Genomic DNA, 19453 nt, shown 5'->3' on the forward strand with positions numbered 1-19453 from the left:
AACCTTTCCCACAGGCCGTTTTGCACTCACCACCCCTTTGACCTACGACCGCAGATGAACAGCTGCATAATACTATTTGGTTCCTAATTATTCAACAGTGGAATGAACAAAAGCTCAAGTGAGATCACTTGAGCTTTCATCTGTTTAGGCTTGAGACATATCTCGTTCAGCCAGAAACTTATCAATAATGGCCGAAATAACTTTCATGCTGACAGGCTTGCTTACATACTCGTCCATGCCCATCCCTAAATATTTCTCGCGATCGCCTTTGATCGCATGGGCCGTGACGGCCACGATATAAGGCTCTTTTTCGGATGGTGCCGATTCTTTTATGACGCGGACCGCTTCCGTTCCATCCATGAAGGGCATCTGAATGTCCATGAACACGATGTCATACGAGTAACGCCCGAAGGCTTCAACCGCCTCGAGTCCATTCTGGACGGTGGTCGAATTGTATCCCAACTTCTCAATCATTTTCTTGAGTACTAACTGATTCACCTCATTATCCTCGGCAATCAAAATTTTCAGATCGTTTCCTAAGGAGTGATTCTCGTGAACGGCCTCATTCTCCTGTTTATTGCCAGCATTCGACTCAAACGAAAAATCAACCGTAAACGTAAAGACAGACCCCGGCTGGTTCTGATTCTTCTCATACCAGATATCTCCGCCCATCAACTGAACGAGTTTTTTACAGATCGCCAGCCCCAGTCCCGTCCCTTCCACCTGGCGGGTCATATAATGGTCCACTTGATAAAAGGGTTCAAATAGCTGCGCAACCTTCTCACTCGTCACACCGATGCCCGTATCCATAACGGAGAATTGGATAAGGGCCGAGTTCCCCTGGTTCTCGACACACTGCACAGAGATGGAGACGGCGCCATTAGGCGTAAATTTAATGGCATTACTAAGCAGGTTCATTAAGACCTGCCTCAGCTTCGTCACATCCCCATACACTTGATTCGGCACGTCAGAAGCTACAGAAGTGGTCACCTCAATATTTTTCTCCAGCGCCTTCGGAAGAATCAGGTTCAATGTCTCGGACAAAGCCGTTCTTAGGTTAAATGTTTCCTCCACCAGCTCTGTTCTGCCCGATTCGATTTTTGAAAAGTCTAAAATATCATTGATGATGTTCAGAAGGGTTGTCCCGCTTTTCTTAATGATCTGTACATAGTCCCGCTGCTCCTCATCAAGCTCCGTCTCAAGGATCAGGTCCGTCATCCCGATAACACCATTCATCGGCGTACGGATCTCATGGCTCATCATCGCCAGAAACTCGCTCTTGGCTTTATTTGTCTTCTCGGCTGCTTCCTTCTCGATGATGAGCCTCTTCTGCTCCGTCATGTCCTTGGCAATGATGTAAAAACCCACATTCTTGTTATGAATGACAATGGGTGCCAGTGTAGCGATCACTTCAACCGTATGTCCGTCTTTGTGATGGATGACGTTAATGCCCTTCTCGACAGCAACATAATCAGCTGAAGCAGAAAGTACGCGGGTAAGATTACGTTCACCGATCAAATTCGAGATCTTGGTTCCAATTAATTCCGGAATCTTATAACCAGTCAGCTGCTCTGCCATCTGGTTCCCGTTAATGATCCTCCCCTCCAGATTGAAGGAGATGATCGCATCATGGTTATACTTCTTCAGCGAAGTGTAGCGTTCAATACTCTCTTGGAGCTTTCGCTCGGCTATCTTGCTCTGGGTAATATCAACAATTTGCGAAATGAAAAATAAAGGGGTTTGATCCTTTTCGTCACGAACCAGAGAAACATGCATCGATGCCCAGATACCATGGCCGTCTCTATGTACGAATTGTTTTTCCACCGCAATAGTTGAGGACGACTCGTCCAAAGACTGAAACAATTTATCTTTATTGTTAATGCAATCAGAATAAATATAATCGGTTGCCGGCTGTGACATCAATTCTTCTTCCGTGAAGCCAAACATTTTGCAAGCCGCAGGATTTACGCTGATCCAATTTCCTTCTATCGTAACCAGGCCAATGCCAATGGGAGCACTTTTGTAGACATGTTCAAACAAAGCCTGATGACCAAAAATGTTGATATCACTCATCCTCTGCACCTCCTGATACCGATTATTATACATCAGCATCTTCGAAATGGGGCTTTTTCAGAGTATTTTTATACTGCTAATCATTAGCAGCGTCATCATCGGTAAACCAAAGAGTAGACGTCATCCCCTGATAGCGAAATTTTCACCACATTACCAAGCAATCTTTTGCCGCTCACGGAAGTACTCCCCGCTCGGTCCATCATCCTCCAACGTCGCCAGCCATACAGCTGTATCAGCCCCTTCGGCAACGGTTAACGGAGCATCTGCACCACCCATATCGGTCTGAACCCGGCCGGGGCAAACCGCGTTTACCTTTATGCCGGTATCGGCTACTTCCTGCGAAACGAGGCAGGTTAATGCATTCAGCATCGTTTTGTAGATGCGGTAAGCAGAGGATGACCCTTTTAAACCGTATCCTCCCTGCATCACTTCGAAGGCTCCAAGACCGGAAGAGATGTTTACGATACGCCCGTAATCCACTATCTCAAGTAGTCCATGGCATAAACATAATCTTTTGCCCATTCGGAAAAGGTTAGCTGCGGATCCCAAGTGACTGCACCAATCGTTTTGGCACATCCCCAATCCAATATACGCTGATGGAGCATATGCACCCTAAATCGATCAACAAAACCTTCCTTATTTGCAGAGCCCTGTAAGTACATCTGTATAAAATGCCGCGCTATCTCCTGTTCCTCGAAATCCCAATACATTATCACCATCTTAGGCAAATCCGCTGTTCCATCCCCAAAATATCCGGTTGTAAAATCAAAAATGCCGCTAATTCGCCACTCCTGACAAGCCGTATCATACGCTACCAGCATATTCTCTGCCTTGAAATCCCCCATAACAAAAGTGGGTGAGCCATGCTTATCGAACTCATCCGCCGAGTCACGCAGCACCTCTTCCACCCATTCCGTATCGGTTAGAGTGATCTGGGAATACTGTTTGGCATCCTGCAACCAAAACCGAATTCGATGGTAGAGCCACTCTTTATAAGATCTCTCAAACGGGCGAATTCTTCGCGTTTTCGGATCGAGCTCGCCATACTGATCCACTTTCCAGCCGTGCATTTCATTTAAAATGTTAGCTGCTGAAGAGGCAATATCTATTCGATCCGCTGCACCAAGCCTTGCTCTAAATTGTGGATCATTCATATGTACGCCATGAAGACGAGGCATGATCGCGTAGCACCAGCCGAAAATATCGCCGGATTCATCCAACAGATATGGGGCCGATAAAGGCAGTGATGTATACTCTTGCAAATAGTCCGTATAAAATTTCTCTTCAACCAACTGCCCTGCATAAAGAGGATTTCCCTTCAATACATAGCTTCCTTGGCTCGAGTTAATGAACAACGTCTGATTTCCTACTCCCTCAGAAGTTTTCTCAGCTGAAATGAGGTTCCCTAGATGGTGTCTGTTCAGCATAGCTTGAAGCTGCTCATCCTTTACATGACCGATGGAGTTGGTTGAGAAAAAGATCTCTGTTGTCAATTAAAGCACCTCCTTAAAAATTTACGCTTCTGCGCCTTGCCAGGCATATATTTATCCACAAAAAAATCCTAATAATCAGATAATCCCAAACCGCTTCAGCAGCTTATTACAGTTGCTATATAAGAATTCGATACACGGCGAATAATGCCCTCTACATCAATAGAAAACGCCTCTGTGTCATCAAACATCAGAGGCGTTTTCGCTTATTCATCGATTATTCAATTCTATGATACATAACGGCCTAGCGCCGCTTGATACACACTCTTAGGCCGAAGTCCAACAAGTTTGTCTGCCGGTTCTCCGTTATGAAACACAATCACCGTCGGCATGGACATAATGCCGAATTGAGCGGCAAGCTCCGGGGATTCGTCACAATCCACCTGATAGACATCCAGGCGACCCGCCTCTTCCTGACTCAGCTCATCCAGGATGGGAAGCAGCACTTTGCACGGCGGGCACCATTTGGCTCCAAATTCAACAAGAGTGACTCCATTCTGTTTAATCGCGCCTTGAAAGCTGGCTGCATCTATTCGTGGTAAACTCATTTCCATTCCTCCGCTTCTTCCGATTCTCGTTCATCCAGAATCGATTGCATGCGTTCCTCCAGATTCATCTTGATATGGTTCAGCTGGTGGATTTGCGCCTCGATCTCGGCAATTTTTTGACGGAAAATCGGGAACACCTCCGCGCAAAACGCCTCTTTATTTTTCAAGACGCAGTGCAGGAAACCGGCGATCTGCTCGGTGGTCAATCCAAGATTCAGATATAACTGGATGGTACGCACCTGTTCTTCTGCGAAAATCGAATACTCCCGGTATCCGTTCTCGTTGCGAACCGGCATAAGCAATCCTTGCTGTTCGTAGTATCGAAGCGAACGGATGCTGACGCCGGTACGGGCTGCAAGTTCTCCGATTTTCATGCTTCTACGCCTCCTGAATGAACGATTCGATTTCATTGTAAACCCTGACACTAGTGTCAGGGTCAAGCGAATTCTGTGAATATTTTAAAAGCAACGTATTAGAAACGACGGAGATCTCCATCGAATGTTATTTTCTTTTCTTGGATTTGCCTTTGGAGCTTGTAGAAAGTTTGGGCCAACGACTTGGCAGCACATGCTGGAGCATCGTATGGAATACAGTTCCCCACTGCTCTTCGTTCAGCCTACTGATGGGGAGCTCTCGATTCACCCCCAGCAATCGGACCAGCTTCGTAATCTGGGGAGGTGTGAATACGCCCGCCAGGGCCACGAATAACGGCAGCCGCGAGTCCCGCAATCCGTATGCTGCCAGCGCTGTAAACCTCGGCTGATGCTGCGTGGCAATGAGCGGCTTCTTCCTCCGGTTGATAGTTAGAATAGCGGAATCCACCTTGGGAGGCGGCGCAAAGTGTTGAGGCGATACGGTTCCCACGAGCCGAATGTCGTAATGCATCCTCCAGCTTAAGATACGCGGATCTTGAACAGGAACTGCCGTAAAACGTTGGGCTGCACCCTTTTCCACAAGCAGCACGGCTCGCTGCAGCGGCACGCCAGGATGATCCAACAGCCTCGCCAAGATCGGCGTGGTGATCGAATACGGAATATTCGCCACGACGGCAAACGGACTTTTCGGAAGAGGAACCTCCAGGAAATCAGACTGCTTGACGCGAATGTTGCTTCCATCTTTTATCTTGCTGAACAGTTTATCCACAAACGCCGGATCTGTCTCGATCGCGAGCACATGTGCCGCCTTCTTTGCCAGCGGAAAGGTTAATGTCCCTGTCCCTGCTCCGATATCGAGAACGGTATCGGTGGATCGGATCTGGGCCAAATTGATCATATCATGAATCAGCCGTTTGCTGATTAATAAATGTTGAGCGGAAAAGTTAGACGGTTTCTTCAGCTTTTCCCGATGATTTTTATTATATTTGGACACAAAAAAGCACCTCATTCATTCGTATAGTAATGAAAAAGGCACAGCACAAATAATCCTTCGCATTTTTACATGAAAATGGATGGATTTAGATGTTCTGTACCTTCATTAACGAATACGTATGAATACGATGCAACACATGTTAGGACAATCCTCCCTTAGATGAAACGGATAAAATAACAACCACAGTATAGCATAGGCATTCCCCTGCCTCACGGGTACATTCTTTTAAAAAGATTTTTTACCGTCGGTCCATGGGCTGGGTATGGTATGCTGAGGAAGATAGGGTTCAATGGTTCCGAATTCTAATGAATATCAGTCAACTGGCATACTAGAAGGAGCAAACCGATATGGAAATCTATTTCACGAATGAAGTCATAGCGTCAAAGAGCGAGGATAAAAATTATGTGAGAAATCAATTGATTGCGTATAATCTCAAGTACTTCCCAGACGACTTAAAAGGCCGGTATCAGGAAATCAATTTATTGTTGAGGAATGCGGACGGTCAGATTTTGGGTGGGATTGTGGGGGAAATATGCTGGAACTGGCTGGAGATCCACTACTTATTCGTGGAAGAACCATACCGTAAATCGGGGTACGGAGCCAAGCTGTTGAACGAGGCGGAAAAAATAGCAATAGAGAAGCAATGCGAGTTCGCAAAGTTGGATACACTTAGCTTTCAAGCCTTGGATTTTTACATCAAGCAGGGTTATGAGGTATATGGCAAGATCGAGAATGCCGGACGGCATACGCATTACTATTTGAAAAAGGAACTTTAAAAGAAGGCAGTAAAACCGCCTTCTCTGGTCTTCCATCTCAGCTCTCCACCGACTTCTTCCCTTTTGATTTGCTGTTTGCCTTTTGCAGGTTTTGCTCGACCCGATATTGAACGACTCGGCGTATCAGGTCATAGGGCAAAGGCTTATCGATGGGAAATTGCAAGGTACCTTTGGACTTATGATATTCCTTTAACTCATCTTGGAACGCCTCAATGCCGCTAGGGGCCGGGTAAAAACCGATATGCTTCTTAAATGCCGCAAAATGCACCAAATTTCCGTGATAGTCGAAGGTCGGCATCTGGTAGCTGATTTTGTCCTCTTTCATGGAATAACGTCCCTTTCACAGGTTAATAGGTTTCATAAACGAGATCAGCATTCATTTCCAGCCGTTTATCGCCTGTATCGCACACCAATCAAAACGTTACGTCATAATCCGGCTTGCCTTGCGATTAAACCAAACGAAATGGTTTAACATCTCACATACTTGCGTTTAAAACCAAGCTTCCCTCTCTCAACTTCTTTTCTAATATTTTCGGAAGCGTTCAGGAACTTGCTCTTATCGCCCCGCCTCATCTCTACCGGTCCTACGGCCTTTGCGGTCTCAACCGCCTTATCATGGAGCGGCAAATAAGATACGGCTACAGTGTACATGAAATTATTCATCGCGGATTTCGTTCGGACCGGAGACTCGTGGATGGTCTTTTCCACCAGTTCGAGCATGGCCGAGATTTTACTTTCCGTGAACTCACGATCCGGTCTGCTTCCGAGCAGCCAGCAGTAACAGCTCCATCCCGCCGACATTCTAAGCTCTTCGCCGCTTGCGATCCATTGATCGGCAACGTCTTGCGCGATATCCGCCTCTGCCAACGTTACGGCAACCACATAATCGGACAGCATATAAAAATAGGCCGCATCCATCCAGCGATCATAATCCGCTGCCGTCATCGCTTTAGGGTCTGCAATGATGCCGGCAAAGTACATGGCGTCATAGTTTCCGGTGGCGTAAAGCTGCTCAGCCAAAGGCTGATTGATTTTGATTTTCTTGGCAATCGGCTTCATGGCGCCTGTCGCTACGCCAAAGAGCGGTTCACGCGCTCCATTGGACAGGTACATTTTCTTGAGCCGTTCCTTGCCGAGTGCTCAAGCTCCAACATAACGGATTCTGCATTCATGGTTCGACACTTCCTTCATTGGCTTAGTATGCAGCTGCCGGGTAAGCGGCAGGCCGCACTCCACATGACTTGAGTGTACAATAATAATGACGGCCAAGCCTAGTCCTCCCCGATGGAAAATCTTGTATTACGCTCAAGGTTTTCAGCAAAAAAAACGGCGATTGCTTCCCGATGGAATATCGGGAAGCAATCGCCGGCAGCAGAAGTTACATAGCCTCCGGTTCTTCCGACTGGACTTTCGGTGTCACCACTGACACGAGCAGTTCGTTTGCCGAAGAGATCAGCACGACGCCGTCAGGCAGTTTAAGGTCCCCGACATGTAAAGAATGCCCAATCTCCAGTTCGCTGATTTCAACAGGAATGGTGGGAGGAATACGGTCCGGGAAGGACTCAATCTCGATGAACGTGCTTTGTATTTGGACGACACCTCCAAGTTTGGCTCCCTTGGCGGTGCCGATGTAATCGAGATTCACTCTCGTGCGCACAACTTCATTTATATTAATACGTAAAAAGTCGACATGGATGTATTCACGAGTGATTGGATCACGCTGAACCGACTCCAGCAAAACCGGAAGCGGCTCCCGATCGTCAAAACGAAGCTCAAGGATTCCTCCTTTGCCGTTCCTTGCCCATTTGCCGAATTCTTTGGCGGACAGTTGAATCATCATATTGTCTTCCCCTGTGCCAAATACAATTGCCGGAATTCGCCCCGAAAGACGAAGCTGCTTAAGCCCGGTTTTGTTCATCGCGGCGCGCGTTTCTGCTCGTAAATTTACTCTCATCTCAACAACACTCCTCAGATTATCGTTATTTTGGGTGTACTCACCATCAATCATCCATAATGAACTACGGATTTCTCCCCCCGTAGCGGGGAAAGTAGGAGCACCATTGCATCACCTCCAGATAGACATTTAATGTAAAACGCTTTTATATATGCGAGAAGGCACCTCGCCCCAAGGGAACGAAATGCCTAATTACTTGCTACCATATCATAGAAAAGGGGGGTTGTCGACCGCGGTGGTATGGGGGGGCCATTACAGGAAGGAATTCCGAGTGGTTATGATTATACGAAAAAGAGGAGCTTTCCGCCCCTCTGTGTAGTTCCATCAAAACATCTCATCTATTTGCCCTACCGTACATTTATCGAAAACCCCTTCAAAATTCAGACCCTTAGCGAGCCACGGAATCCCCTGGCAGCATAGTATGATTCCGCTCCATTGTGGTACACGAAGACAGTGTCGTAGCGGCGATCACAAAAAATGGCTCCGCCGAGTTTTCTAATACTGGCAGGTGTTACCACCCAGCTCGATGTTTTCAAATCGAAATTTCCAAGTTTTTGCAATTCCCGGTATTGTTCTTCCGATAGCAACTCTATGCCCATGGCGGTTGCCATTTCAACAGCACTATTCTTCGGTTTGTGTTCTTTTCTTGATTCCAGCGCTTCACGGTCGTAACAAATACTTCGGCGGCCTTTTGGACTCTCAGCTGAACAATCATAAAAAATGTATTCACCCGTCTTGTTGTCATGACCTACAACATCCGGCTCTCCGCCGGTTATTTCCATCTCATGGAGCGACCATAGCTTTTCAGGATTTGCTACGAGCTTTGCTTGTACGTCAGCCCATTCCAGGCCTATATGGCGGTACATGTTTTTCTCATAACGGGCTTTCAATGTATGGAGTAGCCCTTCACGTTGCTCTGTTGACAATTCCTTTGCCAAGTTAGATTCCCCCCTCATACAATTATGTGCGATACCCACCACACCGTATAACTTTGAGCAACACTATCACATCTCATCTCATTTATTCTTTCCTCACCAACAACGTTACCGCTTCCACATGGCTTGTCTGCGGGAACATGTCGACCGGCTGCACCCATTCGATTTCATAGCCGCCCTCCAGCAGAACCTTGCAATCTTTCGCCAGGGTTGAAGGATTGCAAGAAACGTACACAAACCGCTTCGGCTTGGTGCGGAGCACTGTCTCCAAGAAGCGCGGGTCCATGCCGGTGCGCGGTGGGTCGGCAATGATGACGTCCGGCTTCATGCCCTCCTTGACCCAGCGCGGCAGCAGTTCCTCTGCCTGGCCGACGTGAAAGCTCGCGTTAGCACGTCCATTTCGCTGCGCATTGGCCTTGGCATCCTCGACGGCTTCAGGGATCGCCTCGATCCCGCGCACCTCCTGGGCATAAGGCGCAAGCCACAGCCCGATCGTGCCGGTTCCGCAGTAGGCATCGATGACGGTTTCCTTCCCCGTCAATCCGGCTGCCCCCCGGACCGACTCATACAGCTTGACCGTCTGCTGCGGATTCAGCTGGAAGAACGCTCTGGGCGACAGCGAGAATTGCAGGTCGCTCAGCGATTCCTGCATGCTCTCGGCCCCCCACAGCGAGATCGTCCGGTCTCCGAAAATGAGCGAGGTTTTCTTCGGATTGATATTGAGTGAAATCCCGCTCACCTCCGGAATGGTAAGGCGCAGCAGACGAACGAGATCGTCCTGCCTTGGCAGCTTGCTTCCGGCCGTGACCAGTGTCACCTGAATCTCCCCGGATTGGAAGCCGTGGCGAACCACAATCGTCCGTACGCCGTCCTTGTTTCCATTCTCTTTGTGCAGCGGAATCCGCAATTCTTCTAGGACGGATTTGACCTTCTCCACCGCTTCATTCACCTTCGGGTGCTGAATCGGGCAGCCGCTAATGTCCACAATCGTATGGCTGTCCGCTTCATAGAGCCCTGCGATCACTTCATGGCCCTTCCGTTTCAACTGCAGCTGTGCTTTATTCCGGTAATCCCATGGGTGCTCCATGCCGAGAATCGGCTTAAACTTCACGTCGTCACGTCCTGCGTATCGGCTGAATGCTTCACGCACGATATCCGTCTTGGCCTGCAACTGTCCCTCATAAGAGATATGCTGAATTTGGCATCCGCCGCAAATACCAAACACCGGGCAAGGAGGCTCAATACGGTGAGGCGAACGCTTCTCCACTTCTACAAGCTGTGCCTTAATAAACTTAGGCTGGACCTCTTTTACCTCGGCTTTGACGACTTCGTTCGTGATCGCTCCGTCAATAAACACTGCCTTGCGGCGGTAATAGCCGACTCCTTCGCCGTTGATCCCAAGCCGTTTGATCGTAACGATTATAATGTCACCGGCTTGCAGATCATCTGCGTGCTCACGTCCGGATGAAGGCCTTGGCCCGCGTACTTCTTGCTTATATTTATCGGATGGTTTCGCCTTCGAATATGATGAAGACGATAACGAATCCTTGTTCTTCCTATGTTCACGCTTAAAAGCCGGCTTCGCCCCAGCTTGGTTCGCTGCTGTCCGCTCACCCGGCTTCTTCCCGTATGCCGTTGATTTGTTGTTTTTGGTTCCTTGTCCAGAACGTCGTTGTTCACTCATGCCTTGATTTCTCCATCCTTAATGGTATCGTGTCCAATATACCATGCCGAACCTGTGAATGCTAACGGGCCGTGTTCTTTTTCCCGATTTCATCGGTGTTCTTCTGCTTCCTTGGCGTCAACATCTTCACTGCGTAAAACCGCAAAAAAATATTTTTACAATTCGGAAACCAGAGATGATCCCCCGGCGTATAATTCCATTATCATACATTCTCATATGGAGGTATCTTTTATGTCGTTTTTCAACAAAATGCTAGCCAGTGTAGGAATTGGAGCAGCCCAGATCGATACGCATCTCGAGAAATCCTCCTATTATCCGGGTGAAGAGGTACGCGGCATTATTCACATTAAGGGAGGGAACGTAGAGCAGACGGTCGACCGCATTTACTTGAAAGTGATGACGGAATATACCAAGGAAAGCGACGACAAGAAATACATAGAATCCTATACCCTTGCCAAAATCAATGTCTCCAGCCGCCTCACGTTGAAGCCTGGCGATCAACAGGAAATACCATTCTCTTTTCCCCTGCCGTTAGAAACACCGCTCACCATTTCACGGCAGCCGGTATGGATCCATACCGGACTCGATATCGATAATGCCATCGATCCGAAGGATCGTGATTTCATCGACGTTGAACCGAACGCGGACGCATCCGTTGTGTTTGACGCCGTGGAAGCCCTTGGCTTCAGTTTCAAAATAGCAACATGCGAATATCATCCGAGATTAGGCCGGGGTGTTCCATTTGTGCAAGAAATTGAATTTTATCCTGGCTCCTCCTATGCCGGCCATATCACAGAGCTTGAATTGATCCTCTATCCGGAGCAGGACGGGATTTCCGTTCTGGTCGAAGTCGACCGCAGAGGCAGAGGCGTTTCAGGCTGGCTCCAGCGATCACTTGATATGGATGAACAGCATTCCTGGGTAACCCTGGATCAACAGGATCTGGATCAAGGTCCATCCCACGTGGCCCAAATGCTTGACCGTGTCATCCGCAGATCGATCTAATGAAAAATGGCCCGCAAGGCAGCTCACTTGCTCCCAAGTGATATTCCTGCGGGTCATTGTTTTTTAATGAATGATATCGCTTGTTAAATAAAATAATGCGGATACTTCTCGCGTAAAATATCCTGCTCCACAACGACAAGGCGCAGATGACGCTCCATCACGTTCATGGCCTGCTCCGCTTGTTTATGGACGATCAGCTGATATATTTCTTTATGCTGCGAGATGATATGCTCCCAGTTGGAGTCCTTGGACAGGCGAAGCTGCCGCAGACGGTTGAAATGAATATTCAATTGCTGCAGCATCTTCCAGGTCCGTTCTTTGCCCGTACCCTCAAACAGAATTTGATGGAACTCCTCGTCCAGCTCAAACAGCTTATAGAAATTATGGTTGCCCGCGCATACGTCCTGAAGCGCAATATTGGTTTCCAGACGGAAACGGAACTCTTCGGGGAAAAACTCACAGGCGAGCGCCACGATTTCCTTCTCGATCTTCTCCCGGATAAACCGGCCTTCCTCAACATGCCTGAGATTAATACGGGATACGATTGTCCCGCTTTGCGGAATGATGTCGAGCAGTTCCTCCTCGGCAAGTTTCATGAACGCTTCCCGGACCGGCGTTCGGCTGACGTTCAATTCATCCGCAATTTCTTTTTCCGAGATTTTCGTACCCGGCTCCAGCTCCAGATGGAAAATCCGGTCCTTCAGTAGCTGATATGAATATTCCCTGGTAGAGCCTTTAATCTTTTGCTCTGTTGACATATATACGTTACCTCTTTCTCCTATGCTCTATGTTCTCTTTGCTTACGTTATCCTCCCTCTATATTACCTGAATCAAGGGCACGGACGGTATATCATGTACGGGAATCTTCGGAAAAAACTCTCGCAGCCGCTCCGCCACGCAGACCATACCGGGCTCCTCGCTGGCGGCATGGCCAAGCAGGAGCATGGACGGGTTCCGGCCTTGGGCCGCTGCATCGCCGATGTATTCGGGCGTCTCCCATTCCGGGCCTTCGCCGGCGATAAGAAGATCCAGCCGCTCATTCACACAAAGGGGAATGGCGTGCGTTCCGCCGCCCCGGTAGCCAACGGTTATGCCGATTCTGGAGCATGTTCCTCTTTGGTTCCCGATATAACGAAGATACGGAAGATTCAGCTTTCTTTTTATATCTTCCACAACATCCTGAACTGTCATTTCTCCGGGCAGTGTGACTACGGCCGCTGTCGGAAGGTACTTATCGATATATGGTTCCCAGTCCAGCGCCTGAACCAATCCCTGCGTAATCATGTCGGGAACGTACCTGTGAGGCGCATCATGAAACCGGTAAATCGTTAGATTGCCGGATTGGATCAGATCTATTTTATCCTGGTGGACAGCACTTGCCTGCATCCCTTCCACTCCATCCTCATGGTGGCTGTAAAAGACCCCCTCATGGGTAATCACAAGGTTTGCTCCCGCTTGTATGGCTCTCTGTAAAACCGAATGCGAGGCGGCGAACGTGACGGCAATGCCATGAACGATGGCATCCGCGCTTCCAGCTACAACTACAACCATGTCCACCGTGGATTCAAAGTGTCCCTGTCCCGCCGGTTCTGTTAACCGGTCGATTACGTCTTGAACGGTCACACTCAAATTAGAACAACCTCCTTGTCGTCAACATTGCAGGAGCATCGTAACCGTCCGAAGTTGAAAACAGGCTGCCTTTCCAAAAAGAAACGACAGCCTGTTGATCCGTTAGTTATTGTTGCTCTTTATAATTTTTATAAGTCTTATTCGCAATCTCCAGGTATTGTCCCACGCCCTGGCTATCCAGCTCCTTCACGAACTTGTCGTACTCGGCGAGATCGCGGTCCCCCAGAATGAACTTCAGTGTGTTCTGATCCGTGTAGTCCTTCAGCGGCGTGCTCAAAAGCGTCACTCGCTCGCGTTCTTCGACCGAGTACGGAATCGGCGGCTCCGGCTTCACGACGGTTTTCGTTTCGCTCATGCTCTTCTGGAACTGCTGCTCTTCCTCGCTGAACATGGATTGAAGCAGCTCGGTTGTACCGCCGTATGCAAACACCCCGCCCGAGAAGCCATGCTCGATCCGCAGATCCTTCGTTCCCTTCGGATTCAGTCCGTTGTAGTTAATGTCGTCCATCAGCTTGCGTACGCCGCCTTCCTTGGTATACGTCACGCCTTCTACGCCCCACTTCGTAAATTCCTGTCCCTCATCGCTGTAATAGAGCCAGTCGATAAACTGCAGGATGGCTTTAAAGTGCTCACTCTCTTTCACCTTGGAAGAGATCATCACTCCGTTCTCGAGTCGGCTGCCGGACATCAGCTGGCCTGCCGGGCCGCCGGGAACCGTGATTTTGCTGATTGCATACTTGCCTTCGCCCAGCGTTTTGTCCATATCATTACGGTGCTGGACCACGGTCTGGGAGTTGCCGTTAATGATGAAGGATTTGCCGGTCACGAACTTTTGCACAGCCTGATCGTCATCCTGGGTAAAGCTCTCTTTGTCCAGTAATCCTTCATTCACCAGCTTGTGGAAGTAGGCCAGCATATCCTTATATTCATCCGTTACTGCCGTGTACACAAATTCATCCGTGTCTTCCTCATACGTAAGTCCGCTGCCGTAACCCCATCCGCCTTTGGTGCCAAAGCCCGTAGCCGCGATGTTCAGCGTACTGTTGAATTTGAAGCGGTCGGAGAACGGCGTAACGTCCGGGTAATCCTGCTTCAGCTGCTTCATGGCCGTATACAGCTCATCCCAGGTGGTCGGAATCGCGATGTTATGCTTTTCGAAAATATCCGTACGCACGATCAGCGTATAGTCCGGCCACACCGCCTCATGCAAGCCCGGAAGCACATAATATTTCTTGTCCTCTTGGCGAAGTCCCTCCAGTTCGCTCTCCATATCCCATTTCTCGATCTTGTCCTTGAAATTCGGCATCAGATCAATGTAATCGCTAATCGGCAGAATTGCACCGGAAGCCACAAACGCGGATTCCTCCCCGGGGTAAGTCTTCGGAATGACCAACGGAGCGTCACCGGAGCTGATCAGCAGACTGCGCTTTTGACTGTAATCACTCATCGGCACGATCGTCGGCTTCAAGGTCACGTTTGTCATTTCTTTTAGTTTAGCAAAAAGCATCCAGTCCTGCTTGTAAGGATAAGCTGGCTGGTCGCTGTAAAGGATGGACAAATCGAAGGGCTCCGTCGCCTTGAACGTATCGCCTACCGCGTAAGTTTCCATGGCGCCCTTATCTTGATTCTCGGCCTCTTTACCGCCTGTTTTATCGGTACACGCCGCCAATACCGCAACAATCAACGATATTAATAAAGCTTTGCCAGCAAACGAACGAGGACTTTTTTTCATTTTCCTATTCCCCCCAAAATATCAATAATGGCCAATCGGATGGATAATCCTATTGCTTTACGGACCCAAGCATGATGCCGGTTACGAAATATCGCTGCACGAACGGGTAAATCGTCAATATCGGCAAAATGGTCAGCACCATGGTCACCGATTTGATATTGGCAGATATCTGCGTCAAGTTATCGGCAGAAGTGGCGCCTGCGGAAGTCACGCCTGTCGCGCCCGCTATCATGTTCCGCAAATAAATCGTGACCGGGAAGAGTTCCTTCTGATCCAGGTACAGAAAGGCCGGAAACCAGGAGTTCCAGTGCCCGACTGCATAGAAGAGGACCATGGTCGCGATCACCGCTTTGCTTAAGGGCAGCACGATCCGAAGCAGCATGCCATAGGTGTTCAGGCCGTCAATGGCCGCGGCTTCCTCCAGCTCTTCCGGCATATTTTCAAAAAAGGATTTCATGATGAGCATGTTGTAGATGCTGATGGCTCCCGGGATTACAATGGCCCAGATCGAGTTGCTGAAGCCGAGGCTGTTAATGAGCACATAGTTCGGGATCAGCCCTCCGTTGAAGAACATCGTGAACACGGCAAACATTGTCAGAAACTTGCGGCCTACTAACCTTTTCTTGGATAAGGCGTAAGCAAAGATCGTTGTTAAGAACATGGATATCGCAGTGCCAACCACGCTGTAAACGACAGTGTTTTTGTAATTCGTCCAGAACATGGCGTCTTTGGTCACGGTTTTGTAGGTATCGATATTGAAGCCTCTGGGAATTAAGTTCACCTTCCCTGAGTTGATGTACGACTCGCTGCTGAAGGATTGAGCAACCACATTCAGGAAGGGGTACAGCGTGATGAAGACAACGAACAGCAGAATAATGGCATTGCACACTTTGAATGCCTTATAGGATCTTGATTCCTTCATATAAGTGCTCCCTCCTTACCATAAGCTTCGATCCGTCAGTCTTCGCGAGATCGCATTCACGGAGAAGACCAATATAAGTCCGATCACGGACTCGAACAATCCGATGGCTGTAGCATAACTGAAGTTGTTTGATACGAGACCGACCCGGTACAAGTAAGTCGAGATGACGTCGGCCGTCTCATAGATGACCGGATTGTACAGCAGCAATATTTTCTCGAACCCTACCGCGAGGAACGCTCCCATATTCAGGATCAGCAGCGTCACAATTGTCGGGAGGATACCCGGAATCGTGACAAACAGCGTTTGCTTCCAGCGGTTAGCCCCGTCGATCCTCGCCGCCTCGTACAGGGATTCATCAATCGTCGTTAATGCGGCCAGATACAGAATCGCGCCCCAGCCCATGCCCTGCCATATTTCCGAAGAGATATAGATCGTCCGGAACCACTCGGCGCGCTGCATGAAATTGATTCGTTCTCCATTAAAGAACTCAACAAGCGAGTTAACAGAGCCATTAACCGACGTCAATTGCAGGATCATCCCGGCAACGATGACGATGGACAAAAAGTGCGGGAGATAAGAAGCCGTCTGGACGAATTTCTTGAATCGCTTGCTCTTCACCTCATTCAGCAGCAGTGCAAAGATGATGGGAACCGGGAACGTAAAGAGCAGGGACAACGCACCAAGAAGCAGGGTGTTCTTGAACACGTTCCAGAACGCAGGGTCATGGACAAACATGTTGAAATAGTGGAGTCCTACCCATTTCTCCCCGTAGATGCTGCCTCCGGGCATAAATCGCCTGAAAGCGATCACGTTGCCAATCATCGGTCCGTATTTAAAAATGAGCAGGTACATAACCGGCAAAATCAACAGGGAATACAGCTGCCAATCCTTCCGGACCAGGGCAGCGACGGTTTTAAGTTTGGGTGTTTTCTTTGCTGTTTTCACTGCTGGCAAAGAATGGTTTACAACTTTTGGCTCCATCGACGTTATTCACTCCATTCCGTATGGCCTCTTCTCATACCTCTTCATTCATGGAATACGGCCGTATTTCATGATCCATCTCCACTCAACACTCGTTATGAAATCGCTTTCATTTATTGTGGCTATAAACAGGCTGCTACTGTTACGGCAGAATAATGGGTAATATCCGGCCTCTATTGATCCCCCCTCCAATGTTAAACGCTTACAATTATGTTCAAAAAATAGACTCCCGTATCTTGAACGTTTGACTGACAAAGTGAACCAGCTGCTTCTCCCACCTATGTAGAGAGTCACTTTCACCATACTAGTATAACTAGTATGGTAGTTAGTTTCATTTTAATGGACGTTTTCTACAATTTCAATACATTTTCAATACATTTTTTTCTCATGTATAAAATTCGATCCCCTGCCTAAAAAAAGCCGTGAGCGCATTCAGGCTATGGCCTGTTGCGTCACGGCTTTCGGATTCCATTCCTGCCTAGGTATTCATCATGCATAAAGGGCAGAAGTCTTCGCTTCTGCCCCTCGAGGTTTCCCCCTGCCAGCTCAAGATTTACTTCAGCTCCGTCACGTTGCCGTCAATGCTGATACTCTTGATATCCATATCCCCCAGAAAAACAAGGTTATTCTTGCTGTCCAGATTATACAGCCATTGAAACCCTCTCATTGTCGTACTTGTCGAGCTAGCATGAAGGATCAGTTCTGATCCGTCTGCGGCGGTGACCTTAACCTCCGGCGTGTATTCCGGCAGTTTATCCAGCTCACCGTCCGTACGCTTGCCTTCGATGGCCACACCGATGGAAGATACGCTAATGGTGCTGAGAGACAGTGCTTCCTCACCATCATCAATCGCCAGATTCAGGCTCTGCTCTCTTTGCTTGCTGGGAGAAATGGTGAATTTAACATCCCATGGCCCTTCGACGGTATGGGTGTCGTCCGCTGCCGTGATTCGATCGGCTGTAATCCGTGCCTTTAACCCGTCGAGGTCACTCATCGCATCCATCTCAAATACGCCGACAAGCTTTTTGTTATCGTCAAGAAGTTGCTGCCCCACCATATAATTCACATTATGTTCCGTTTTCAGTTCAAGTCCGGGTATCGAAACACCCGCAGGGAATGGCGTACCATCCTCTTTCGTAAAGCTGACAACCAAATAGCCGCTGTTACCGACATATATGCCTTCTTCAACATTCATGGTCACCCCGGACACGGTATCACTTCCTTGTATGGGTGATCGCTCATCTTCCGCAATGGACGCGGATTGACCGAAGAACTGCTTCAAACTATCCATGTATTGGCTCGCAAAAGCGGTCGTGCTAAGTATCATAATCATCGCCGCAGCGATAACGATACTCGCTTTATATTTTTTTACTTTCCTGTTTTTAAACACCATCGTTTCCTCCTCTTGAATACGGTTCATCGCTCGGTTCTTGATTCGTTCCATACTGATCTGCTGCGTCAACTCGCGTTCCTCTTCCTCCGTAAGGAGGAGATTGTCCAGCTCCTGATTGTCGATATTGGCCATAATATCTACAATTCGCCGCTTCACTTGCCTCCATCCCCTTTCGCTATCGATTTGAAGCTTCACTCCTATAGACACGATCCTTATAGAAATCCTACGGATTCTCGGTTTCATAATGAATGCGCAGTTTGTCCCTTGCCCGGCGGATCCGAGCGGTGACGGCTTTCTCCTGCATATTCAGCCTGCTTGCAATATCGCGGACTTTCTCCAAGTAGAAGTACCTTCGGATGAATATTTCGCGATCCGGTTCGCCCATACCCTGCACCATGCCGCTTATCGTTTCCTTCTCCTGCCGGAGAATAGCCAATGCCTCCGCTGAGGGGCAAGAAACGGCATCATCTTCCAACTCGGATTCAATGACCCGCTGTCTTTTTCGTAAAACATTCAAGGTATGATTACGCGCGGTGATGGCCAGATAAGGCTTGAGACTATCTCCGCGCAGCATGATTGTGGACCCGTCTGTCCACAGCTTGACCAGCACGTCACCGGTGATTTCCTCCACATCGTAGGAATTAAATCGTCCACCAGCCACCTTAGCGACCACCGCGGCTATGTAGCGTGAATAGCGGTCAACCAAAGTTTCAAAACATAACGGATCTTTCCTCGCAAGCCCATCCAGCAATGTCCGATCCTCCATGGACCCTCCCCCCTTTTATAACCAACTATTTTGTTGAACCAAGCCATAGATCCGGTGCTACTATATAAGACACCTATAATTCCAAAAACCCTACACATCTTTCGAAAAAATGATCCCTTTGCAAGGGCGACAGGTCCATTGGACAGCTTTGTAACGACAAAAAAGCCGATCCATTTTAAACTGTACCCTGTAGAGTA

The 19453-nt window shown here is 48.5% G+C and carries 19 protein-coding genes and 2 pseudogenes; 2 read left to right on the forward strand and 19 right to left on the reverse strand.

The window, feature by feature from the left end:
• Positions 1–144: 144 nt before the first annotated feature.
• The 6 genes from J7E85_RS17190 to erm all read right to left on the reverse strand — a co-directional run bounded on the left by J7E85_RS17190 (position 145) and on the right by erm (position 5479).
• Entirely contained in the window at positions 145–2073 is a 1929-nt protein-coding gene (locus J7E85_RS17190) for a PAS domain S-box protein (protein ID WP_215159780.1), read from the reverse strand.
• A 150-nt stretch (positions 2074–2223) separates the two neighbouring features.
• A complete protein-coding gene (locus J7E85_RS17195; RefSeq protein ID WP_251035781.1) occupies positions 2224–2595 on the reverse strand; it encodes an SDR family NAD(P)-dependent oxidoreductase in 372 nt (123 codons plus the stop codon).
• Entirely contained in the window at positions 2553–3566 is a 1014-nt protein-coding gene (locus tag J7E85_RS17200; RefSeq protein ID WP_215159782.1) for a phosphotransferase family protein, read from the reverse strand. Before J7E85_RS17200 ends, J7E85_RS17195 begins: the two co-directional genes overlap by 43 nt.
• A 224-nt stretch (positions 3567–3790) precedes the next feature.
• Positions 3791–4111, reverse strand: coding sequence for a thioredoxin family protein (locus tag J7E85_RS17205; RefSeq protein WP_215159783.1), 321 nt, complete (start codon positions 4109–4111; stop codon positions 3791–3793).
• Positions 4108–4485 (reverse strand): MerR family transcriptional regulator, encoded by a 378-nt coding sequence (locus tag J7E85_RS17210; protein ID WP_215159784.1) that lies wholly within the window; start codon positions 4483–4485, stop codon positions 4108–4110. Before J7E85_RS17210 ends, J7E85_RS17205 begins: the two co-directional genes overlap by 4 nt.
• 127 nt (positions 4486–4612) lie before the next feature.
• Positions 4613–5479, reverse strand: a complete 867-nt coding sequence (erm, locus tag J7E85_RS17215; RefSeq protein WP_215159786.1) for a 23S ribosomal RNA methyltransferase Erm — start codon at positions 5477–5479, stop codon at positions 4613–4615.
• 347 nt (positions 5480–5826) lie between these two features.
• Here erm and J7E85_RS17220 point away from each other — a divergent pair, with 347 nt between their 5' ends.
• Complete coding sequence (locus J7E85_RS17220; RefSeq protein WP_215159788.1) at positions 5827–6255, forward strand: GNAT family N-acetyltransferase; 429 nt, start codon at positions 5827–5829, stop codon at positions 6253–6255.
• Between the two features lie 37 nt (positions 6256–6292).
• On the opposite strand, the pseudogene J7E85_RS17225 reads toward J7E85_RS17220, so the two are convergent.
• The 6 genes and pseudogenes from J7E85_RS17225 to rlmD all read right to left on the reverse strand — a co-directional run.
• Positions 6293–6574, reverse strand: a pseudogene (locus J7E85_RS17225) (iron chaperone); the annotation flags it as partial.
• Between the two features lie 149 nt (positions 6575–6723).
• Positions 6724–7427: pseudogene (locus J7E85_RS17230) on the reverse strand (DNA alkylation repair protein).
• Positions 7396–7524 carry a hypothetical protein gene (locus tag J7E85_RS34595; protein ID WP_285228826.1) on the reverse strand — a complete coding sequence of 43 codons (129 nt, stop codon included), beginning with the start codon at positions 7522–7524 and terminating at the stop codon, positions 7396–7398. Before J7E85_RS34595 ends, J7E85_RS17230 begins: the two are co-directional and overlap by 32 nt.
• Positions 7525–7633: 109 nt before the next feature.
• Positions 7634–8209, reverse strand: a complete 576-nt coding sequence (locus J7E85_RS17235) for a 50S ribosomal protein L25 (protein ID WP_215159794.1) — start codon at positions 8207–8209, stop codon at positions 7634–7636.
• 380 nt (positions 8210–8589) lie between these two features.
• Entirely contained in the window at positions 8590–9165 is a 576-nt protein-coding gene (locus J7E85_RS17240) for a DUF4256 domain-containing protein (RefSeq protein ID WP_215159795.1), read from the reverse strand.
• 64 nt (positions 9166–9229) lie between these two features.
• The gene (rlmD, locus tag J7E85_RS17245) at positions 9230–10828 is read right to left on the reverse strand and encodes a 23S rRNA (uracil(1939)-C(5))-methyltransferase RlmD (RefSeq protein WP_215159797.1); all 1599 of its coding nucleotides are present in this window, start codon (positions 10826–10828) and stop codon (positions 9230–9232) included.
• A 231-nt stretch (positions 10829–11059) separates the two neighbouring features.
• Here rlmD and J7E85_RS17250 point away from each other — a divergent pair, with 231 nt between their 5' ends.
• Entirely contained in the window at positions 11060–11833 is a 774-nt protein-coding gene (locus tag J7E85_RS17250) for a sporulation protein (protein WP_215159799.1), read from the forward strand.
• An 83-nt stretch (positions 11834–11916) separates the two neighbouring features.
• Here the strand turns inward: J7E85_RS17250 and J7E85_RS17255 are convergent, their stop codons facing one another.
• The 7 genes from J7E85_RS17255 to J7E85_RS17285 form a co-directional block, all read right to left on the reverse strand.
• Positions 11917–12591: a GntR family transcriptional regulator gene (locus tag J7E85_RS17255; protein WP_215159801.1), complete on the reverse strand. Its 675-nt coding sequence runs from the start codon at positions 12589–12591 to the stop codon at positions 11917–11919.
• A gap of 58 nt (positions 12592–12649) precedes the next feature.
• Positions 12650–13462 (reverse strand): Nif3-like dinuclear metal center hexameric protein, encoded by an 813-nt coding sequence (locus J7E85_RS17260; protein WP_215159803.1) that lies wholly within the window; start codon positions 13460–13462, stop codon positions 12650–12652.
• Between the two features lie 106 nt (positions 13463–13568).
• Positions 13569–15194: an ABC transporter substrate-binding protein gene (locus J7E85_RS17265; RefSeq protein WP_215159805.1), complete on the reverse strand. Its 1626-nt coding sequence runs from the start codon at positions 15192–15194 to the stop codon at positions 13569–13571.
• 49 nt (positions 15195–15243) lie between these two features.
• Positions 15244–16116, reverse strand: coding sequence for a carbohydrate ABC transporter permease (locus J7E85_RS17270; protein ID WP_215159807.1), 873 nt, complete (start codon positions 16114–16116; stop codon positions 15244–15246).
• 15 nt (positions 16117–16131) lie between these two features.
• Positions 16132–17097 carry an ABC transporter permease gene (locus J7E85_RS17275; RefSeq protein WP_076322943.1) on the reverse strand — a complete coding sequence of 322 codons (966 nt, stop codon included), beginning with the start codon at positions 17095–17097 and terminating at the stop codon, positions 16132–16134.
• 553 nt (positions 17098–17650) lie between these two features.
• Positions 17651–18697: a hypothetical protein gene (locus tag J7E85_RS17280; protein WP_353049520.1), complete on the reverse strand. Its 1047-nt coding sequence runs from the start codon at positions 18695–18697 to the stop codon at positions 17651–17653.
• A 16-nt stretch (positions 18698–18713) separates the two neighbouring features.
• The gene (locus J7E85_RS17285) at positions 18714–19256 is read right to left on the reverse strand and encodes an RNA polymerase sigma factor (RefSeq protein WP_215159809.1); all 543 of its coding nucleotides are present in this window, start codon (positions 19254–19256) and stop codon (positions 18714–18716) included.
• Positions 19257–19453: the final 197 nt, after the last annotated feature.

This window comes from Paenibacillus sp. ISL-20, assembly GCF_018613005.1.
Lineage (GTDB): Bacteria > Bacillota > Bacilli > Paenibacillales > Paenibacillaceae > Paenibacillus_AQ.

Excerpts from the sequence above, each read along its gene's own strand:
- J7E85_RS17265 (WP_215159805.1), bottom strand. The coding sequence starts at position 15,194 with ATGAAAAAAAGTCCTCGTTCGTTTGCTGGCAAAGCTTTATTAATATCG.
- J7E85_RS17210 (WP_215159784.1), bottom strand. The coding sequence starts at position 4,485 with ATGAAAATCGGAGAACTTGCAGCCCGTACCGGCGTCAGCATCCGTTCG.
- J7E85_RS17205 (WP_215159783.1), bottom strand. The coding sequence starts at position 4,111 with ATGAGTTTACCACGAATAGATGCAGCCAGCTTTCAAGGCGCGATTAAA.
- J7E85_RS17240 (WP_215159795.1), bottom strand. The coding sequence starts at position 9,165 with ATGAGGGGGGAATCTAACTTGGCAAAGGAATTGTCAACAGAGCAACGT.
- J7E85_RS17275 (WP_076322943.1), bottom strand. The coding sequence starts at position 17,097 with ATGGAGCCAAAAGTTGTAAACCATTCTTTGCCAGCAGTGAAAACAGCA.
- J7E85_RS17250 (WP_215159799.1), top strand. The coding sequence starts at position 11,060 with ATGTCGTTTTTCAACAAAATGCTAGCCAGTGTAGGAATTGGAGCAGCC.
- J7E85_RS17220 (WP_215159788.1), top strand. The coding sequence starts at position 5,827 with ATGGAAATCTATTTCACGAATGAAGTCATAGCGTCAAAGAGCGAGGAT.
- J7E85_RS17195 (WP_251035781.1), bottom strand. The coding sequence starts at position 2,595 with ATGGGCAAAAGATTATGTTTATGCCATGGACTACTTGAGATAGTGGAT.
- J7E85_RS17235 (WP_215159794.1), bottom strand. The coding sequence starts at position 8,209 with ATGAGAGTAAATTTACGAGCAGAAACGCGCGCCGCGATGAACAAAACC.
- J7E85_RS17190 (WP_215159780.1), bottom strand. The coding sequence starts at position 2,073 with ATGAGTGATATCAACATTTTTGGTCATCAGGCTTTGTTTGAACATGTC.
- J7E85_RS17285 (WP_215159809.1), bottom strand. The coding sequence starts at position 19,256 with ATGGAGGATCGGACATTGCTGGATGGGCTTGCGAGGAAAGATCCGTTA.
- J7E85_RS17270 (WP_215159807.1), bottom strand. The coding sequence starts at position 16,116 with ATGAAGGAATCAAGATCCTATAAGGCATTCAAAGTGTGCAATGCCATT.
- rlmD (WP_215159797.1), bottom strand. The coding sequence starts at position 10,828 with ATGAGTGAACAACGACGTTCTGGACAAGGAACCAAAAACAACAAATCA.
- J7E85_RS17255 (WP_215159801.1), bottom strand. The coding sequence starts at position 12,591 with ATGTCAACAGAGCAAAAGATTAAAGGCTCTACCAGGGAATATTCATAT.